Below are 15,158 nucleotides of genomic sequence, written 5' to 3'. Positions count from 1 at the left end.
CCCCTTCCCCCCCGGCGCTCGCCATCTAGACCAAAAGCTCCTCGCCCTCCACCTCGTGGAAGGCCAGCCGTCCCTCCTCCACGCTCACGTACAGCCTTCCCGTGGGCTTCTTGAGGAGGGCCAGGGAGAGGGGGTCTTCTATGCGCTCCCGGATCACCCCGCGGATGGCCCGGGCGCTTCCCGTCTTGGGGGCCTGCTCCACCACGAAGCGGGCCACTTCCGGGGCGAAGGCCACCTCTATGTCGCGGCCCTTCAGCTCCTTCTGGATGTCCTCCAGCATCATCCGGGCGACCTGGACCAGCTCCTCCTCCGTGAGGGGGCGGAAGCGGATCACCTCGTCTAGGCGGTCCAGGAACTCGGGGGTGAAGAGGGCCTTCAAGGGGGACTCGGTGTCCACCTCCTTGCCGGTGAAGCCGATGGCCGGGCCCACGTTGTAGCCAGTGTTGGAGGTCATGATGAGGATCACCCGCCGGAAGTCCACGGTGCGCCCCATGCCGTCCGTGAGGCGGCCCTCGTCCAGAACCTGGAGGAAGGTGTTGTAGATGTCGGGGTGGGCCTTTTCTATCTCGTCCAGGAGGACCACGCTAAAGGGTTGACGGCGCACCGCCTCCGTGAGGCGGCCCCCCTGCTCGTAGCCCACGTAGCCGGGCGGGGCCCCGATGAGCTTGGAGATGGAGTGGGGCTCCTGGAACTCGGACATGTCAAAGCGGATGAGGGCCCGCTCCGAGCCGAAGAGCACCTCCGCCAACGCCTTGGCCAGCTGCGTCTTGCCCACGCCGCTTTGCCCCACGAAGAGGAAGCTCGCCGCCACCCGGGTCCGGCCCCCCAGGCCCACCCGGGCCCGGCGCAGGGCGCTTGCCAGGGCGCGGATGGCCTCCTCCTGGCCCACCACCCGCTTCCTGAGCTCCTCCTCCAGGCGCATGAGCTTTTCGTCGTCCTTGTCGTCCACGTAAACCCCGCCCCAGGAGTCCACCACCGCCTCGATGTCCTCCCGGGTGACCACGGGGGTGCCGTCCTCCTCCTCGGCCACGGGGAGGCCCAAGGAGGCGTTGAGGCGCACCCGACTTGCCGCCTCGTCAATGAGGTCTATGGCCTTGTCGGGGAAGTTGCGCCCGGGAAGCGAGCGGATGCCGATTTTGACCGAAAGCTCCAGGATCTCGTCGGGGATGATGACCCCGTGGTGGGCCTCGTAGCGGGGCCGGAGGCCCTTCAAGATCTCCAGGGTTTCCTCCGGGGAGGGCTCCAGGACGATCACGGGCTGGAAGCGCCTCTCTAAGGCGGCGTCCTTCTCAATGTAGCGGTGGTACTCCCCGGTGGTGGTGGCCCCGATCACCTGGATTTCGCCCCGGGCCAAGGCGGGCTTCAGGATGTTGGCGGCGTCCAACGTCCCCTCGGCCCCCCCGGCCCCGATGAGGGTGTGGAGCTCGTCAATGAAGGCGATGACCTTGGCGTTTTTGAGCTCCTCAATGATCTGGCGCAGGCGTTCCTCAAACTCGCCCCGGTACTTGGTGCCCGCCACCACCCCGGCGAGGTCAATGGCCACCACCCGCGCCCCCCGCAGGATGGGGGGGACCCGGCCTTCCACGATGGCCTGGGCCAGGCCCTCCACGATGGCGGTCTTGCCCACCCCCGGGTCGCCGATGAGGACGGGGTTGTTCTTGGTGCGCCGGGCCAGGATCTGGATGACCCGATTGATCTCCTCCTGCCGGCCGATGACGGGGTCCAGCTTCCCCTCCCGGGCCTCCTTGGTGAGGTCGCGGCCGTACTCGTCCAAGAAGGGGGTGTTCACGGGTTTCTCCCGCTCCCGGCCCTCGGCCATGGAAAGGACCCGCCAGCGGATGGCATCCACGTCCTTGGCGAAGTGGGAGAGGATGCGGTAGGCGATCCCGTCCCCCTCGCGGATGATGCCCAGGAGGATGTGCTCCGTGCCGATGACGGAGGCGCCCATGTTGCGGGCCTCGGCGCTGGCCAGCTCCATGACCCGCCTCGCCCTGGGGGTGATGGCGGGGGGCTCCCCGGTGCGGCTCCCCTCACCCCGGCCCACCAGCTCCTCCACCATGCGGCGCATGGCCTCGAGGCTCGCCCCGTACTCCTGGAGGATGCGGGCCGCGGTGCCCCCCTCGCGCATCAGGCCCAGGAGGAGGTGCTCTGGGCCGATCATGGAGTGGCCTAGGCGGCTCCCCTCCTCCCTTGCGTAGTGAAAGACCAGCCTGGCGCGGTCGTCGTACCTGTTCATGCTCCCCTCTACCTCACATTCTAGCCTAAGGGCTCCCTTGGCGTGGGTTTGCGCCCCGGCTCACCTTGGCCTTGCCATCCGGTAAGATGCCCTTTAACCGGGGCTTGGCCCCTTGGGGAGGAAAGATGCCAGCGAGCACCCTTGACGAACTGGTGGCGCTTTGCAAGCGGCGTGGGTTTATCTTCCAAGGCTCGGAGATCTACGGGGGCCTCCAGGGCACCTACGATTACGGGCCCTTAGGGGTGGAGCTCAAGAACAACCTCAAGCAAGCCTGGTGGCGCCGGAACGTCTACGAACGCGAGGACATGGAGGGCCTGGACGCCAGCATCCTGACCCACCGCCTCGTCCTCCACTACTCGGGCCACGAGGCCACCTTCGCCGACCCCATGGTGGATAACCGCATCACCAAGAAGCGCTATCGCCTGGACCACCTGCTGAAGGACCAGCCCGAGGCGGTGCTTTCCCGCCTCTACCGGGCTATGGAGGTGGAGGAGGGGAACCTGCACGCCCTGGTCCAGGCCATGATGGCTTCCCCGGAGCGGGCCGGGGGGGCCATGACCGCCGCCGGGGTGTTGGACCCGGCCACGGGGGAGCCGGGGGACTGGACCCCGCCCCGCTACTTCAACATGATGTTCAAGACCTACGTGGGCCCGGTGGAGGAGGAGGCGGCCTTGGCCTATTTGCGCCCGGAAACCGCCCAGGGCATCTTCATCAACTTCAAGAACGTCCTGGATGCCACGAGCCGCAAGCTTCCCTTCGGCATCGCCCAGATCGGCAAGGCTTTCCGCAACGAGATCACCCCCAGGAACTTCATCTTCCGGGTGCGGGAGTTTGAGCAGATGGAGATTGAGTACTTCGTGCGCCCGGGGGAGGACGAGTACTGGCACCGCTACTGGGTGGAGGAAAGGCTCAAGTGGTGGCAGGAGATGGGCCTAAGCCGGGACAACCTGGTGCCCTACGAGCAGCCCAAGGAGGAGCTCGCCCACTACGCCAAGGCCACGGTGGACATCCTCTACCGCTTCCCCCACGGCCTCGAGGAACTGGAGGGCATCGCCAACCGCACGGACTTTGACCTGGGCAGCCACACCAAGGACCAAGACGAGCTCGGCGTCAGCGCCAAGGTCCTCAGGAACGAGCACTCCACCCAGCGCCTGGCCTACCGCGACCCCGACACGGGGAAGTGGTTCGTCCCCTACGTGATAGAGCCCTCCGCCGGGGTGGACCGGGGGGTCTTGGCCCTCCTTTCCGAGGCCTTCACCCGGGAGGAGCTTCCGAGCGGGGAGGAGCGCATCGTTCTCAGGCTCAAGCCCCAGCTCGCCCCCATCAAGGCGGCGGTGATCCCCTTGGCGAAAAACCGCCCCGAGATCACCGAGTACGCCAAGCGCTTGAAGGGCAGGCTCCAGGCCCTGGGCCTTGGGCGCATCCTCTACGAGGACACGGGCAACATCGGCAAGGCCTACCGCCGCCACGACGAGGTGGGCACCCCCTTCGCCATCACCGTGGACTACGACACCATCGGCCAGAGCAAGGACGGCACCACCAAGCTCAAGGACACGGTGACGGTGCGGGACCGGGACACCATGGAGCAGATCCGGCTCCACGTGGACGAGCTGGAGGGGTTTTTGCGGGAGAAGCTTAAGTGGTAGGATGGGCCTTGAGGCCATCTCGCCTTGTGGGAGAGAACAAGCAGCTTCGTAAACGCTTGGCGGGCTTGGAGCATCAGATCCTGAGGCACCGGCGCAAGATCCAGGAAGAGTTGGGTAAACCAAGCCCCGATTGGGGTCTCATCGGGAAGTAGGAGAAGGAGATCCGAGCATGGGAAGGCGAGCAAAGGCGGCTTATGCGGAGGTTGAGAAGGTCCTAGGGCTTCCCGAGCCCCTTTGGCAGGAGCTTTTTGAGGAGGTGGAGCACCTAAAGGCCTTGTATCTCCGCCTGAAGGAGGCTCCTCGGGAGGAAAGGGTGGCCTTAGAAGAGGAGGCGCTTCGGAGTCTCGCCCACCTCTGGGGCCATGCCAAGGTGATGTGGGACGAGTTGGAGTTGGAGGAGGAAGGATGAGGGTAGCGGTGGTGGGGGCCACGGGGGCCGTGGGGCAGGAGATCCTGAAGGTCCTCGAGGCCCGCGACTTTCCCCTAAGCGAGCTCAGGCTCTACGCCTCCCCCCGCTCCGCCGGGAAGCGCCTGGCCTTCCGGGGGGAGGAGGTCTTGGTGGAGCCCCTTCCCGAGGGGCCCTTACCCGTGGACCTGGTCCTGGCCAGCGCCGGGGGGGCGCTTTCCAAGGCCCTGGCCCCCCTGTGGGCGGAGGGGGGCGCCTTGGTGGTGGACAACTCCAGCGCCTTCCGCTACGAGCGCTGGGTGCCCCTGGTGGTGCCCGAGGTGAACCGGGAGGCCATCTTCCGCCACCGGGGCATCATCGCTAACCCCAACTGCACCACCGCCATCCTGGCCATGGCCCTTTGGCCCCTGCACCGGGCCTTCCGGGCCAAGCGGGTCATCGTGGCCACCTACCAGGCGGCCTCGGGGGCGGGGGCCAAGGGCATGGAGGAGCTCCTCAGGGAAACCCACCGCTTCCTCCACGGGGAGGCGCCTCAGGCGGAGGTCTTCGCCCACCCCCTTCCCTTTAACGTGGTCCCTCACATTGACGCCTTCCAGGAAAATGGCTACACCCGGGAGGAGATGAAGGTGGTGTGGGAGACCCACAAAATCTTCGGGGACGACACCCTCAAGATCAGCGCCACCGCGGTGCGGGTGCCCACCTTGAGGGCCCACGCCGAGGCGGTGAGCGTGGAGTTCGCCGAGCCCATAAGCCCCGAGGCGGCGCGGGAAGTGTTGCGGCAGGCCCCCGGGGTGGAGGTGGTGGACGAGCCTTCGGCCAAGCGCTACCCCATGCCCCTCACCGCCAGCCACAAGTGGGACGTGGAGGTGGGGCGCATCCGGAAAAGCCTCGCCTTTGAGAACGGCCTGGACTTCTTCGTGGTGGGGGACCAGCTCCTGAAGGGCGCGGCCCTTAACGCCGTGCAGATCGCCGAGGAGTGGCTTAAGGGCGCCTGAGCCAAAGCCACACCTCCCGGTTCCCCTCCTTGCCCGGGAGGGGGCTTTCCCTTTCTCCCAGCACCTGGAAGCCCAGTTCCGCCGCCCTTTGCCGCACCCGCGAAAGGGCCCGTTGCCTTAGGGCTGGGTTTCGCACCACCCCCTTGTGGGCCCCGGGCCAGAGCTCAAACTGGGGCTTCACCAGGACCAAGGCCTCCCCGAAGGGCCGGAGGAAATCCCAGACCTTGGGCAGGAGAAGGGTGGAGGAGATGAAGGACACGTCCATGACCACGAGGTCCACGGCTTCGGGGAGGTGGAGGGTGCGGGCGTCTTGCTCCTCCAGGCTCACCACCCGGGGGTCCTGACGCAAGGTGGGGTGGAGTTGCCCCTTGCCCACGTCCACGGCGTAGACCCGCTTCGCCCCCCGCTCCAGGAGCACCTGGGTGAACCCCCCCGTGCTCGCCCCCAGGTCCGCCGCCACCTTCCCCGCCACGTTCAGGGGGAAGGCCTCGAGGGCCCCCAGGAGCTTGTAGGCGCCCCGGCTCACGTAGCGGGCCTCCTCCAGAACCTCCACCTGGGCCCCTTCCGGCACGGGGTAGGCGGGCCTTTGCACCACCTTGCCCTCCACCCGCACCTTTCCTTCGGCGATGAGGGCCTTGGCCTTTTCCCGGCTTTCCGCAAGGCCCCTTTCCACCAGGTAGCGGTCCAGGCGCACAGGGGTATTATCTACCCGTGGAGCCGGAGCTTTCCGGGGTCTGGTACGTGTTGGAAGGGGAGCCGGGGGAGCACCTGGTGGTGGAGGCCTTGGGCCAGAGGCTTTCCGGCATCTGGACGCGCCGGGAACTGGCGGAGGCCTTCTTGGCCCACCACCCCCAGCTGGGCATGCGGGTGAGCGCCTTGGAGAGCCGGGCGCTCAAGGAGGCCTTCCTCCGGGCCCTGGGGATGCTCCAGGTGGAAGCGGTGATGGTGGACTACCGGCCCGGGGTGCACCGGGCGCAGGTGGCGAAGGTGGCGGAGCTACTAGAGGAGGTGCGGCGTGGTTAGGGTGTTGGCGCTATTGGGGGTTCTTCTGGCCTTTGGGCTAGGGCAGCGGGCGGAGGTGAGCCTGGGTAGCCCCTTCGGGGTGCAGGGGGGCGTGCGCTTCGCTTTGGTGCCCTTCTTGGCGGAGGGGCGGGTTTATGGGGGGGTGGGCCTCGAGGCCTTGGGGGGAGGGGCGGACCTCCTCCTGAAGCTTCCCCTCACGGACCTCTACCTGGGCCTCGGGGCCTTCTACGGCACGGGCCCCGCCCTGAGCTACCCTCCGGACGGGCGGGGCCAAGGGGGGCTCAGGGCGGTCCTCGGCACCTGGCTCAACCTGCCCCTTCCCCTCCTCGGGGCTTACCTGGAAATCCACCCCACCTACTACCTCGCCCCCACCCAGGGCTTCGGGGTGGGGGCGGCGGTGGGCCTGAGCGTGGGGCTTTAGGCCTTGTACCCCTCCTTGAGGGGGACGATGCGGTTCATCACCAAGGCGCCGGGCCTCGAGTCCACGGGGTCCTGCCAGAAGTAGCCCAGGCGCTCCAGTTGGTAGCGGGTGTCCTTGGGGTCTTGGGCCACGCTGGGCTCAAGGAAACCCCGCTTCACCACCAGGGCCTCGGGGTTCAGGTTCTTTAGGAAGTCCCCCCCTTCCTCCGGGTCCTTGGTGAGGAAGAGGCGGTTGTAAAGCCGAAACTCCACGGGCAGGGCGTGGCGGGCGGAGACCCAGTGGATCACCCCCTTGGGCTTCGGGCCTTCCTCGGGGTTCGCCCCCAAGGTCCCGGGGACGATGCGGGCCTTCAGGAGCTTCACCTCGCCCCCCTCCTCCACCACGTCCTCCAGCTCCATGACGTAGGCGTGGCGGAGGCGCACCCGCTGCCCCGGGGCGAAGCGCTTCCAGCCCTTGGGGGGGTTTAGGCTGAAGTCCGTGCGCTCAATGTAGATCTCCCGGGAGAAGGGCAGGGGGCGGGTTCCCTCCTTGGCGATGTCCCGAGGCCAATAGGGGGCGAGGAGCCACTCCTCCCCCTCGTAGTTGGTGAAGACCACCTTGAGGGGCTCCAGCACCCCGAGGACCCTGGGGGCGATGGGGTTCAGGTCGTCCCGCACCACCTCCTCAAAGAGCTCCATCTCAATGAGGGCCTCGTGGCGGGAAATCCCCGTGCGCCGCACGAACTCGAGGATGGCCTCGGGCCGCACCCCCCGCCGCCTCAAGGCCCTCAGGGTGGGCAGCCTGGGGTCGTCCCAGCCCCAAACGTACCCCCCCTCCACCAGCCGGATGAGCTTGCGCTTGGAGAGCACGGTGTGGCTCAGGTCCAGCCGGGCGAACTCGTACTGGTGCGGCCTGGGGGCGAGGGGCAGGCCGCACTTCCCCTTGAGGTTTTCAATGACCCAGTCGTAGATGGCCCGGTTGTTCTCAAACTCCAGGGTGCAAAGGGAGTGGCTTACCCCTTCAATGAAGTCCTCCAAGGGGTGGGCGTAATCGTACATGGGGTAGATGACCCACCGGTCCCCGGCGTGGTAGTGGGGAGCGTGGACGATGCGGTAGAGCACCGGGTCCCGCAGCTTGAAGTTGGGGTGGGCGGGGTCAATCTTGGCCCTTAGGACCCGGCTTCCCGTGGGGAACTCCCCCCGGCGCATCCTTTCAAATAGGTCCAGATTTTCCTCCACGCTCCGCTCCCGGTAGGGGCTAGGCTTGCCCTGGGCCCGGAGGGCGCTCATCTCCTCCTCGGAGAGGTCGTCCACGTAGGCCTTCCCCTCTTGGATGAGCACGAGGGCGCACTCGTACATCTTTTCAAAGTAGTCCGAGGCGTAGAGGACCCGACTTGGGGTGAAGCCCAGCCAGCGCACGTCCTCCTCAATGGCCCGGGCGTACTCCTCCTTTTCCGTCTCCGGGTTGGTGTCGTCGTAGCGGAGGTTGCACTCCCCGCCGTAGTCCAGGGCCAGGCCGAAGTTTAGGACGATGCTCCGGGCGTGGCCGATGTGCAGGTAGCCGTTGGGCTCGGGAGGAAAGCGGGTGAGGAGCCTGGGGTACTTTCCCTCCTTAAGGTCCCGCTCCACGATCTCGGTGATGAAGCACTCGGGGACAAGGCCCATAGCCCACAGTCTATGTCAGAAACGGGGCTTCCGCTTTTCAAAGAAGGCGCGGATGCCCTCCTTGAGGTCCCCGGTTTCCCGCACCCAGGCGTTGGCCAAGGCGGCGAGGCGGAAGCCGTCCTCGAGGCCCATCCCCGGCAGGGCCAAGAGGAGCTCCTTGGTGAGCCGCAAGGAAGTGGGAGCGTTTTGGGCCACCTCCTCGGCCAGGGCCACCGCCTCCTCCAGGGCCTTGCCGGGGGGGCTTATGCGGTTCACGAGCCCCAGGGCCTTGGCCTCCTCCGCCCCCAGGAGTCGGCCCGTGAGGAGGAGGTCCTTGGCCACCTTTTCCCCCACGGCCCGCACCAGGATCACGGAGACCAGGGCGGCCACGAAGCCGATTTTGACCTCGGTGTAGCCCAGCGTGGCCCCCTCTTCCATGACCACCAGGTCGCAGGCGGTGGCGAGCCCCGCCCCCCCCGCCACCGCCGGGCCGTTCACCGCCGCCACCGTGGGTTTGGGGAAGGTGTAAAGGCGGTGGAAAAGGCGCATGAGGGAAAGGGAGTGGCGGTAGTTTTCCTCCGCCCCCATCTCCGTGACCCTTTCCAAAAAGGCCAGGTCCGCTCCGGCGCTAAAGGCCTTGCCCTTTCCCGTGAGGACCACCGCCTTGGCCTCTGGGTCTTCCTCCGCCTCGTCCAAGGCCCCTAGGAGGCCTTCCACCATGGCGGGGGAGAGGGGGTTTCGCCGCTCGGGGTCATTTAGGTACAGGCGGTAGACCCGCCCGCGCTCCAGCAGGACCATGCCCCCATTGTAGTGGGGAAGGCTTCCTGCTAGACTGCCCTTAGCCCGCACAGGAAGAGGCCAAGGCCCTGCGGGCTAGGAGGTGGTGTAGATAAAGGAGTACCTGGTAAACGAACGCATCCGCGCCAAACAGGTGAGGGTCATCGGACCCGATGGGCAGCAGCTCGGCATCATGGACACCCGGGAGGCCTTGCGCCTGGCCCAGGAGCAGGACCTGGACCTGGTTCTGGTGGGCCCCACCGCCGACCCCCCCGTGGCCCGCATCATGGACTATTCCAAGTGGCGCTACGAGCAGCAGGTGGCGGAGAAAGAGGCCCGCAAAAAGGCCAAGCGCACCGAGGTCAAGTCCATCAAGTTCCGCGTCAAGATTGACGACCACGACTATCAGACCAAGCTCAACCATATCAAGCGCTTCCTGGAGGAGGGGCACAAGGTCAAGGTCACCATCATGTTCCGGGGGCGGGAGATGAGCTACCCAGAGCTCGGGGAAAGGCTTTTGAACCGCGTGGCCGAGGACCTGAAGGGCCTCGCCGTGGTGGAGATGAAGCCCGAGCTTCTGGGCCGGGATATGAACATGCTCCTGGCGCCCGCCAAGGTGTCCGCCTAGACCGAAGCCCCTCCCTCTGGTATAGTGGGATGGCTTTTGGGGAGCTCCCAAGACCCCATCCAGGGGCGCTTCCCAAGGGCGGGAGGAAGAACATGCCGAAGATGAAGACCCATAAGGGCGCCAAGAAGCGGGTGAAGGTGACCGTTTCGGGCAAGGTGGTGGCCATGAGGACCGGCAAGCGGCACCTCAACTGGCACAAGTCGGGGAAGACCATCCGGCAAAAGGGGCGGAAGTTCACCCTGGCCAAGCCCGAGGCGGAGCGGATCAAGCTCCTTCTGCCTTACGAGTGAGGGGGGTAGGGGATGCCGCGCGCCAAAACCGGTGTTGTCCGTCGCAGGAAGCACAAGAAGATCCTGAAGCTGGCCAAGGGCTACTGGGGCCTCCGCTCCAAAAGCTTCCGTAAGGCCCGGGAAACCCTCTTCGCCGCCGGGAACTACGCCTACGCCCACCGCAAGCGCAAGAAGCGGGATTTCCGCAAGCTTTGGATTGTGCGGATCAACGCCGCCTGCCGCCAGCACGGGCTCAACTACTCCTCCTTTATCCACGGCCTGAAGAAGGCGGGGGTGGAGCTGGACCGCAAGGTCCTGGCCGACCTGGCGGTGCGGGAGCCCCAGGCCTTCGCCGAGCTGGTGGAAAAGGCCAAGGCCGCCCGGGCTTCGGCCTAAGGCGTGTTCCTTGGCGCCCTGCGGGAGGTTTCCTGGCGGGGCGCTTTTATTGACCATGCCGCCTGAGCTTTACGTGGTCCTGGTGGCCGCCTTGCCCGTGGCGGAGCTAAGGGGGGCCATCCCCCTGGGGGTGGCCTTGGGCCTCTCCCCCTGGGAGGCCTTCTTCTTGAGCCTTTTCGGCAACCTCTTGGTGGCCCCCTTGGCCCTGGCCTTCTTGCCCTGGGCGGTGGGCCTCTTCACCCGCTACCCCTTCTTTGCTCGGCTTTGGCAGGCCCTCGAGGCCCGGGTGCGGCTCAAAGGGGAAGAGCAGGTGCAACGGCTCGGCGCCCTTGGCCTTTTCCTCTTCGTGGCCGTGCCCCTTCCCGGCACCGGGGCCTGGAGCGGGGCGGTCCTCGCCGTGGTGCTGGGGCTTAGGCGGCGCTACGCCCTAGTGGCCATCTCCATGGGGGTCTTGGCCGCTGGGCTTCTCGTCCTCCTCCTTACCGGGGGGGCGGTGGCCGGGCTAAACTACCTGCGATGACCGCGTTTTTGCTTCCCTTGGCCTACCTGGTGGGGGCGCTTCCCTTGGGGTACTGGCTCGCCCGGCGGCGCGGGGTGGACCTGCGCACGGCAAGCCCCTACACCTTGGGCCTGGAGAACGCCCTAAGGCGCCTGGGGTTTGGCCTCGCCCTCCTCGCCTTCCTCCTGGACTTCCTCAAGGGCTACCTACCCCTCCTTTTGGGGCGCGCCCTTGGGTTTTCCCTGGCGGAGCTTCTCCTTTTGGCCTTGGCGGTCTACCTTGGCCACCTCTACCCCCTATTCCTCCGCGACCCCTGGCCGCTTCGGGCCAAGGGGGCCGGGGTCCTCTTGGGCCTCGTGGCCGGGCTTCCCCTGCCCCCCGCCTTGGGGATGGTGCCCGTGGCCCTGGGACTTCTCCTTTACGCCCTCACGGGCTACGCCTCCTTGGGAGCCTTGGGGCTTCCCTTGGGCCTCCTCCTGGCAGGGCTCCTCGGGGGGTGGGGCGGGGTGGAAAGGCTTCTCGCCGGGGGGCTTTTCCTCCTCGCCCTTTGGCGCTACAAGGAGAACCTGGGCCGGATCCTCGAGGGCACCGAGCCCAAGCTGGGAAATCCCCTGCCCCTTCCCTCGGACAAACAGGTGGTCTGCGCCTTCCTCATCCACCCCCTTACCCTGGAGGACTTCTGGCAAAGCCCCCGCTTCCGCTGGCTTAGGCCCCTGGTGCGGCTGGGGCTTCTAAAACAGGCGTGGATGGAGCGGCTTTCCGAGCGCTTCCGTCCCATGAAGGTGGGGGAGGTGCGGGGGGTGAGGACGGCGGACGGGCGGGAGGTGCTCTGCCACCTGATCTCCGCCCCCCTTTTGCCCCACCAGATCAAGGACAAGCCCGAGCTTGCGGTGAAGCGGGCCATCCAGGGGGCGAGGCTCGCCAAGGAGCTTGGGGCCACGGTGGTGGGCCTGGGGGCTTTTTGGAGCGTGGTGGGGGAGAAGGGGAAAAGGGTGCAGGAGGCGGTACCGGGCATTGAGGTGACCAACGGCGGCGCCTACACCGCCGGCACGGTAAAGGCGGCTATCCCGCAGATCCTGGCCCACTTCGCCCAAGGGGGCAAAGACCTCAAGGCCACCACCGCCGCCGTGGTGGGGGCCAATGGGGTGGTGGCCTTCGGCATCGCCCGGCAGATCGCTCCCCTGGTGGGAAAGCTCATCCTGGTGGGGCGGGATTTGGAAAGGCTCAAGCGGGCGGCGGAAACCCTGCGGAAGAACCTGGAGCGCAAGGGGGAAGCCCCCGAGATCCAGGTGAGCACCGAGGTGGGGGCCATCCGGGAGGCGGACCTCATCTTCACCGCCACCAGCGATCCCAACCCCGTCATCTACCCCGAGCACGTGAAGCCCGGGGCCTGGATCTACGACGAGGGGGTGCCCCCGGATGTCCACCCCTCCGTGCGGGGGGTGCCGGGGGTGCGGGTCATCCCCGGGGGGGTGGTGCGGCTTCCCGGGAGGGCGCGGGCCACCTTGGACCTGCACTTCGGTGCCCCCGACCAGGTGCCCGCCTGCCTGGCGGAGACCATGATCCTGGCGGCAGAGGAGGCCTTCGATCGCAAGAGCCTGGGGGGCGAGGTGAAGGCGGAGAACATCCAGTTTTTCGTGGAGCGGGCGGAGGCCTTGGGGTTTAAGGTGGTGGAGTGATGTGGCTCCTCCTCTCCCCCACGGCCCTCGAGGCCCCCTTTCTTCGGGGCGAACCCTTCTCCTTCCTGGGGAGGAAGGGGCTTAGGGGAGAGGGCTTTGTCTGGCTGGAAACCGGGATCGGCAAGGTGAACGCCGCCCTGACCTTGGCCGCCTGGGCCAGCCGGAACCCGGTGGAGAGGGCCTTGCTCTTTGGCATTGCCGGGGCCTACCCGGGCTCGAGCCTCCTTCCTGGGGATGTGGTCCTGGTGGGGGAGGAGGTGGAGGCGGACCTGGGTACCCAGGAGGGCCTTAAGCCCTTGGGCTTTCCCGCCTTGGAGGTGGCGGGGAAGGCCTACTACAACCGGTTTCCTCTGGATTCCAGCCTTACCCGGGCGTTGGCCCGGGTGTTGGACCTCCAGGTGGTGGTGGGGCTCACCCGGGACCGGGTTTCGGAAAACCCGGGGGAGGCGGAGGCTTTGGCCTCGCGCTGGGGGGCCCAGGTGGAGAGCATGGAGGGAGCTGCCTTTGCTCGAGCGTGCCTGGCCCTGGGCATCCCGGGGGTGGAGGTCCGGGCTATTTCCAATCCGGCGGGGGTGCGGGACAAGGGAGCGTGGAGGATTCCCTTGGCGGTGAGGTCCTTGGAGGGAACCCTGGCCCCCATTCTTGGGGGAGCCTTCCCTGCGGGACTCCAAGGATAATCCCGTTGTTGGTTCCCTGGCCGATAGCAAGGTTGGCTTTGAAGAGGAGCTTTTCCAGAGGCTCACCCACCAGGTAGCCCTGGGCGGACGGCGGAACCGGGGGAGAAGACAAACCCCCACCCGAGGGGTCCGGGTGGGGGACTATAGAGGATTTCCCTTAGCCCTTCCGGAAGAAGGCCTCTGCCTTGTCCCAGTTCAGCACGTTCCAGATGGCCTGGAGGTAGTCGGCCCGGCGGTTTTGGTACTTGAGGTAGTAGGCGTGCTCCCACACGTCGATGCCCACGATGGGGGTGAACCCCTCCATGACGGGGTTGTCCTGGTTGGGGGTGGAGATGACGTGGAGCTTGCCGAAGGGATCCTTGACCAGCCAAGCCCAGCCGGAGCCGAAGCGGGCCATGGCCGCCTGGGTGAGCTTCTCCTTCAGGGCGGCGAAGCCCCCAAGCTGCTCGTCGATGGCCTTCTTAAGTTCCCCCACCGGCTCCTTGGCTCCCCCGGGGGTTAGGAGCTCCCAGAAGAGGCTATGGTTCAGGTGCCCACCCCCGTTGTTGCGCACCGCGGTCTGGATGTCCGCGGGCAGGGCGGCCAGGTGGCGCAGGAGCACCTCCACCTCCGCCCCGTGCAGGTAGGGGTACTTCTCCAGGGCGGCGTTCAGGTTCGTCACATAGGCCCCGTGGTGCTTCTGGTGATGGATCTCCATGGTCTTGGCGTCGATGTGGGGCTCGAGGGCCTCGTACGGGTAACCCAGTTCCGGTAGCGTAAACGGATACGGCATACCTCACCTCCCAAACCTTACTATAACCCAAGTTGCTACCCAAGCATTTGTTGAGCCAAGAGATTTAGGTTGTGGGCCAAGATGAAGGAGAGCACCTTGATCACAAAACCCTCCTGGGTCACCGCATGGATGCGCCGCGGGAAGAGGGCATGGAGCATACTGCCCACCGTCTCCACCACCCCCTAGGTGTTTCCCTCACGGGAAAGCAGCCGCCCCACAATGGCCAGGTACTGCAACCAAGGCACATACCGCCGGCTGTTCCTTCTACGGATGACCATGGGCACAATCCCCCCCGCCTCCCGGAGGAGGTCTTCATAGAAGTGGCTTTCGTACCCCCGGTCCAGGTAGAGCTCCGCCCCCTCGGGAAGGTCCAGGGGAAGAAGGAGCAAAGAGCTCAGATCATGTAGGCTTCCCGGGGTCAGGCTCACTTCATGGATAAACTTCCCGTCGTCCACCAGGAGGTGGAGCTTGGGGCCGTGGAAGTAGACCCGTTTGCTGGGGATGAAGCCGCGGTAGGCCTTGTCTGGGAAAAGGCGGGAGCGGGGGGCGCGGATATTCTCGCAGGCGGGGAGGGGGAAGGTGTCCAAGGCGTAGGCCTGGGCCTGGTGGAGGTTTTTCCAGGCCTGGGCTAGGAGGTGGGTCAGCCCCGAAGGGGCTATCTTGCGAAGGGGGAGGAAGAAGGGGTATAGGGCGTGGAGTCTGCGGTTGAAGCGACTTGGGGAGGGGACGTAGGTAAAGAGGCGCAGGTCTTTGGCGAGGGCCAGGGCCTTGTTGTGCTTGCCGCCCAGTTCCATGGCGGCCAGGATGGCGAGGGTCAGGATGGCGGAGGCTGGGGTCTTGGCTTGGGGGTCGTCCTTGTAGCCCAGGGCCTGGAGGGCATCGTCTATAATGCAAAAGGCCGCTATGATGCGCGACAGCATAGCGGCCACTATTTTTTCAGGCCTCGGGATAGGTAGCAACTTGGGTTAACATAGCACGGCGGGCGCCCGCTGTCCAGCGATCCATCTGGCGGTCCTTCCCGGACGGCGGGCGGGGTCGTGTAAGGATTTATGTGTAAGGGTCCGTGTTTAATAGGGGGGCACACCTTAGCACGAGGAGGTGCCCCGTGGACC

Annotated in this window: 16 protein-coding genes and 1 pseudogene; 11 read left to right on the top strand and 6 right to left on the bottom strand. The window is 66.4% G+C overall.

The genetic code is table 11. The features are described 5' to 3' along the window. Positions 1–25: 25 nt before the first annotated feature. Complete coding sequence (locus L0D17_RS07155; protein WP_039459306.1) at positions 26–2,236, bottom strand: ATP-dependent Clp protease ATP-binding subunit; 2,211 nt, start codon at positions 2,234–2,236, stop codon at positions 26–28. A gap of 125 nt (positions 2,237–2,361) precedes the next feature. Here L0D17_RS07155 and L0D17_RS07150 point away from each other — a divergent pair, with 125 nt between their 5' ends. The 3 genes from L0D17_RS07150 (at position 2,362) to L0D17_RS07140 (ending at position 5,283) form a co-directional block, all read left to right on the top strand. Further along, positions 2,362–3,882, top strand: a complete 1,521-nt coding sequence (locus L0D17_RS07150; RefSeq protein WP_243094591.1) for a glycine--tRNA ligase — start codon at positions 2,362–2,364, stop codon at positions 3,880–3,882. Positions 3,883–4,051: 169 nt separating this feature from the next. Then, positions 4,052–4,291 (top strand): hypothetical protein, encoded by a 240-nt coding sequence (locus L0D17_RS07145; RefSeq protein WP_243094590.1) that lies wholly within the window; start codon positions 4,052–4,054, stop codon positions 4,289–4,291. Further along, on the top strand, positions 4,288–5,283 hold the full coding sequence (locus L0D17_RS07140; RefSeq protein WP_243094589.1) for an aspartate-semialdehyde dehydrogenase: 996 nt from the start codon (positions 4,288–4,290) through the stop codon (positions 5,281–5,283). The genes L0D17_RS07145 and L0D17_RS07140 overlap by 4 nt, the downstream gene beginning before the upstream one ends. On the opposite strand, the gene L0D17_RS07135 is transcribed toward L0D17_RS07140, so the two are convergent. Continuing rightward, positions 5,270–5,977, bottom strand: coding sequence for a TlyA family RNA methyltransferase (locus L0D17_RS07135; protein WP_243094588.1), 708 nt, complete (start codon positions 5,975–5,977; stop codon positions 5,270–5,272). The two genes, L0D17_RS07140 and L0D17_RS07135, sit on opposite strands and share 14 nt — an antisense overlap. 17 nt (positions 5,978–5,994) lie before the next feature. Between L0D17_RS07135 and L0D17_RS07130 the strand changes: the two genes are divergently transcribed. Then, positions 5,995–6,306: a DUF3234 domain-containing protein gene (locus L0D17_RS07130; protein ID WP_039459317.1), complete on the top strand. Its 312-nt coding sequence runs from the start codon at positions 5,995–5,997 to the stop codon at positions 6,304–6,306. Next, positions 6,299–6,727, top strand: a complete 429-nt coding sequence (locus L0D17_RS07125; RefSeq protein WP_039459321.1) for a hypothetical protein — start codon at positions 6,299–6,301, stop codon at positions 6,725–6,727. The genes L0D17_RS07130 and L0D17_RS07125 overlap by 8 nt, the downstream gene beginning before the upstream one ends. Here the strand turns inward: L0D17_RS07125 and L0D17_RS07120 are convergent. Then, positions 6,724–8,370 carry a glutamine--tRNA ligase/YqeY domain fusion protein gene (locus L0D17_RS07120; protein WP_243094587.1) on the bottom strand — a complete coding sequence of 549 codons (1,647 nt, stop codon included), beginning with the start codon at positions 8,368–8,370 and terminating at the stop codon, positions 6,724–6,726. The genes L0D17_RS07125 and L0D17_RS07120 overlap by 4 nt on opposite strands. Before the next feature lie 15 nt (positions 8,371–8,385). Further along, a complete protein-coding gene (locus L0D17_RS07115; RefSeq protein ID WP_243094586.1) occupies positions 8,386–9,147 on the bottom strand; it encodes an enoyl-CoA hydratase/isomerase family protein in 762 nt (253 codons plus the stop codon). Positions 9,148–9,238: 91 nt separating this feature from the next. Between L0D17_RS07115 and infC the strand changes: the two genes are divergently transcribed. The 6 genes from infC (at position 9,239) to mqnB (ending at position 13,274) form a co-directional block, all read left to right on the top strand. Further along, entirely contained in the window at positions 9,239–9,754 is a 516-nt protein-coding gene (gene infC / locus L0D17_RS07110) for a translation initiation factor IF-3 (RefSeq protein ID WP_243094615.1), read from the top strand. 92 nt (positions 9,755–9,846) lie between these two features. Then, complete coding sequence (rpmI, locus tag L0D17_RS07105; protein ID WP_039459327.1) at positions 9,847–10,044, top strand: 50S ribosomal protein L35; 198 nt, start codon at positions 9,847–9,849, stop codon at positions 10,042–10,044. Positions 10,045–10,056: 12 nt separating this feature from the next. Beyond that, a complete protein-coding gene (gene rplT / locus L0D17_RS07100) occupies positions 10,057–10,419 on the top strand; it encodes a 50S ribosomal protein L20 (protein WP_243094585.1) in 363 nt (120 codons plus the stop codon). 55 nt (positions 10,420–10,474) lie between these two features. Continuing rightward, a complete protein-coding gene (locus tag L0D17_RS07095; RefSeq protein ID WP_243094584.1) occupies positions 10,475–10,939 on the top strand; it encodes a COG2426 family protein in 465 nt (154 codons plus the stop codon). Beyond that, on the top strand, positions 10,936–12,597 hold the full coding sequence (locus L0D17_RS07090) for a glycerol-3-phosphate acyltransferase (RefSeq protein WP_243094583.1): 1,662 nt from the start codon (positions 10,936–10,938) through the stop codon (positions 12,595–12,597). The genes L0D17_RS07095 and L0D17_RS07090 overlap by 4 nt, the downstream gene beginning before the upstream one ends. After that, on the top strand, positions 12,597–13,274 hold the full coding sequence (mqnB, locus tag L0D17_RS07085; RefSeq protein WP_126206521.1) for a futalosine hydrolase: 678 nt from the start codon (positions 12,597–12,599) through the stop codon (positions 13,272–13,274). The genes L0D17_RS07090 and mqnB overlap by 1 nt, the downstream gene beginning before the upstream one ends. Before the next feature lie 157 nt (positions 13,275–13,431). Here mqnB and L0D17_RS07080 read toward each other — a convergent pair whose 3' ends face one another. Both L0D17_RS07080 and L0D17_RS07070 read right to left on the bottom strand, forming a co-directional pair. Further along, on the bottom strand, positions 13,432–14,046 hold the full coding sequence (locus L0D17_RS07080) for a superoxide dismutase (protein WP_126170104.1): 615 nt from the start codon (positions 14,044–14,046) through the stop codon (positions 13,432–13,434). A 35-nt stretch (positions 14,047–14,081) separates the two neighbouring features. Then, positions 14,082–14,966: pseudogene (locus L0D17_RS07070) on the bottom strand (transposase). Positions 14,967–15,158 lie beyond the last annotated feature (192 nt).

It is taken from the genome of Thermus thalpophilus (genome assembly GCF_022760915.1).
In the GTDB taxonomy this organism is placed as follows: domain Bacteria; phylum Deinococcota; class Deinococci; order Deinococcales; family Thermaceae; genus Thermus; species Thermus thalpophilus.
This window is presented reverse-complemented; position numbering and strand designations above follow the sequence as displayed.

What these genes read in the sequence shown, in the direction of transcription:
- L0D17_RS07120 (WP_243094587.1), bottom strand. Translation starts at nt 8,370, where the DNA reads ATGGGCCTTGTCCCCGAGTGCTTCATCACCGAGATCGTGGAGCGGGAC.
- L0D17_RS07145 (WP_243094590.1), top strand. Translation starts at nt 4,052, where the DNA reads ATGGGAAGGCGAGCAAAGGCGGCTTATGCGGAGGTTGAGAAGGTCCTA.
- mqnB (WP_126206521.1), top strand. Translation starts at nt 12,597, where the DNA reads ATGTGGCTCCTCCTCTCCCCCACGGCCCTCGAGGCCCCCTTTCTTCGG.
- L0D17_RS07080 (WP_126170104.1), bottom strand. Translation starts at nt 14,046, where the DNA reads ATGCCGTATCCGTTTACGCTACCGGAACTGGGTTACCCGTACGAGGCC.
- L0D17_RS07155 (WP_039459306.1), bottom strand. Translation starts at nt 2,236, where the DNA reads ATGAACAGGTACGACGACCGCGCCAGGCTGGTCTTTCACTACGCAAGG.
- L0D17_RS07095 (WP_243094584.1), top strand. Translation starts at nt 10,475, where the DNA reads ATGCCGCCTGAGCTTTACGTGGTCCTGGTGGCCGCCTTGCCCGTGGCG.
- L0D17_RS07115 (WP_243094586.1), bottom strand. Translation starts at nt 9,147, where the DNA reads ATGGTCCTGCTGGAGCGCGGGCGGGTCTACCGCCTGTACCTAAATGAC.
- L0D17_RS07090 (WP_243094583.1), top strand. Translation starts at nt 10,936, where the DNA reads ATGACCGCGTTTTTGCTTCCCTTGGCCTACCTGGTGGGGGCGCTTCCC.
- L0D17_RS07150 (WP_243094591.1), top strand. Translation starts at nt 2,362, where the DNA reads ATGCCAGCGAGCACCCTTGACGAACTGGTGGCGCTTTGCAAGCGGCGT.
- L0D17_RS07140 (WP_243094589.1), top strand. Translation starts at nt 4,288, where the DNA reads ATGAGGGTAGCGGTGGTGGGGGCCACGGGGGCCGTGGGGCAGGAGATC.
- rplT (WP_243094585.1), top strand. Translation starts at nt 10,057, where the DNA reads ATGCCGCGCGCCAAAACCGGTGTTGTCCGTCGCAGGAAGCACAAGAAG.
- rpmI (WP_039459327.1), top strand. Translation starts at nt 9,847, where the DNA reads ATGCCGAAGATGAAGACCCATAAGGGCGCCAAGAAGCGGGTGAAGGTG.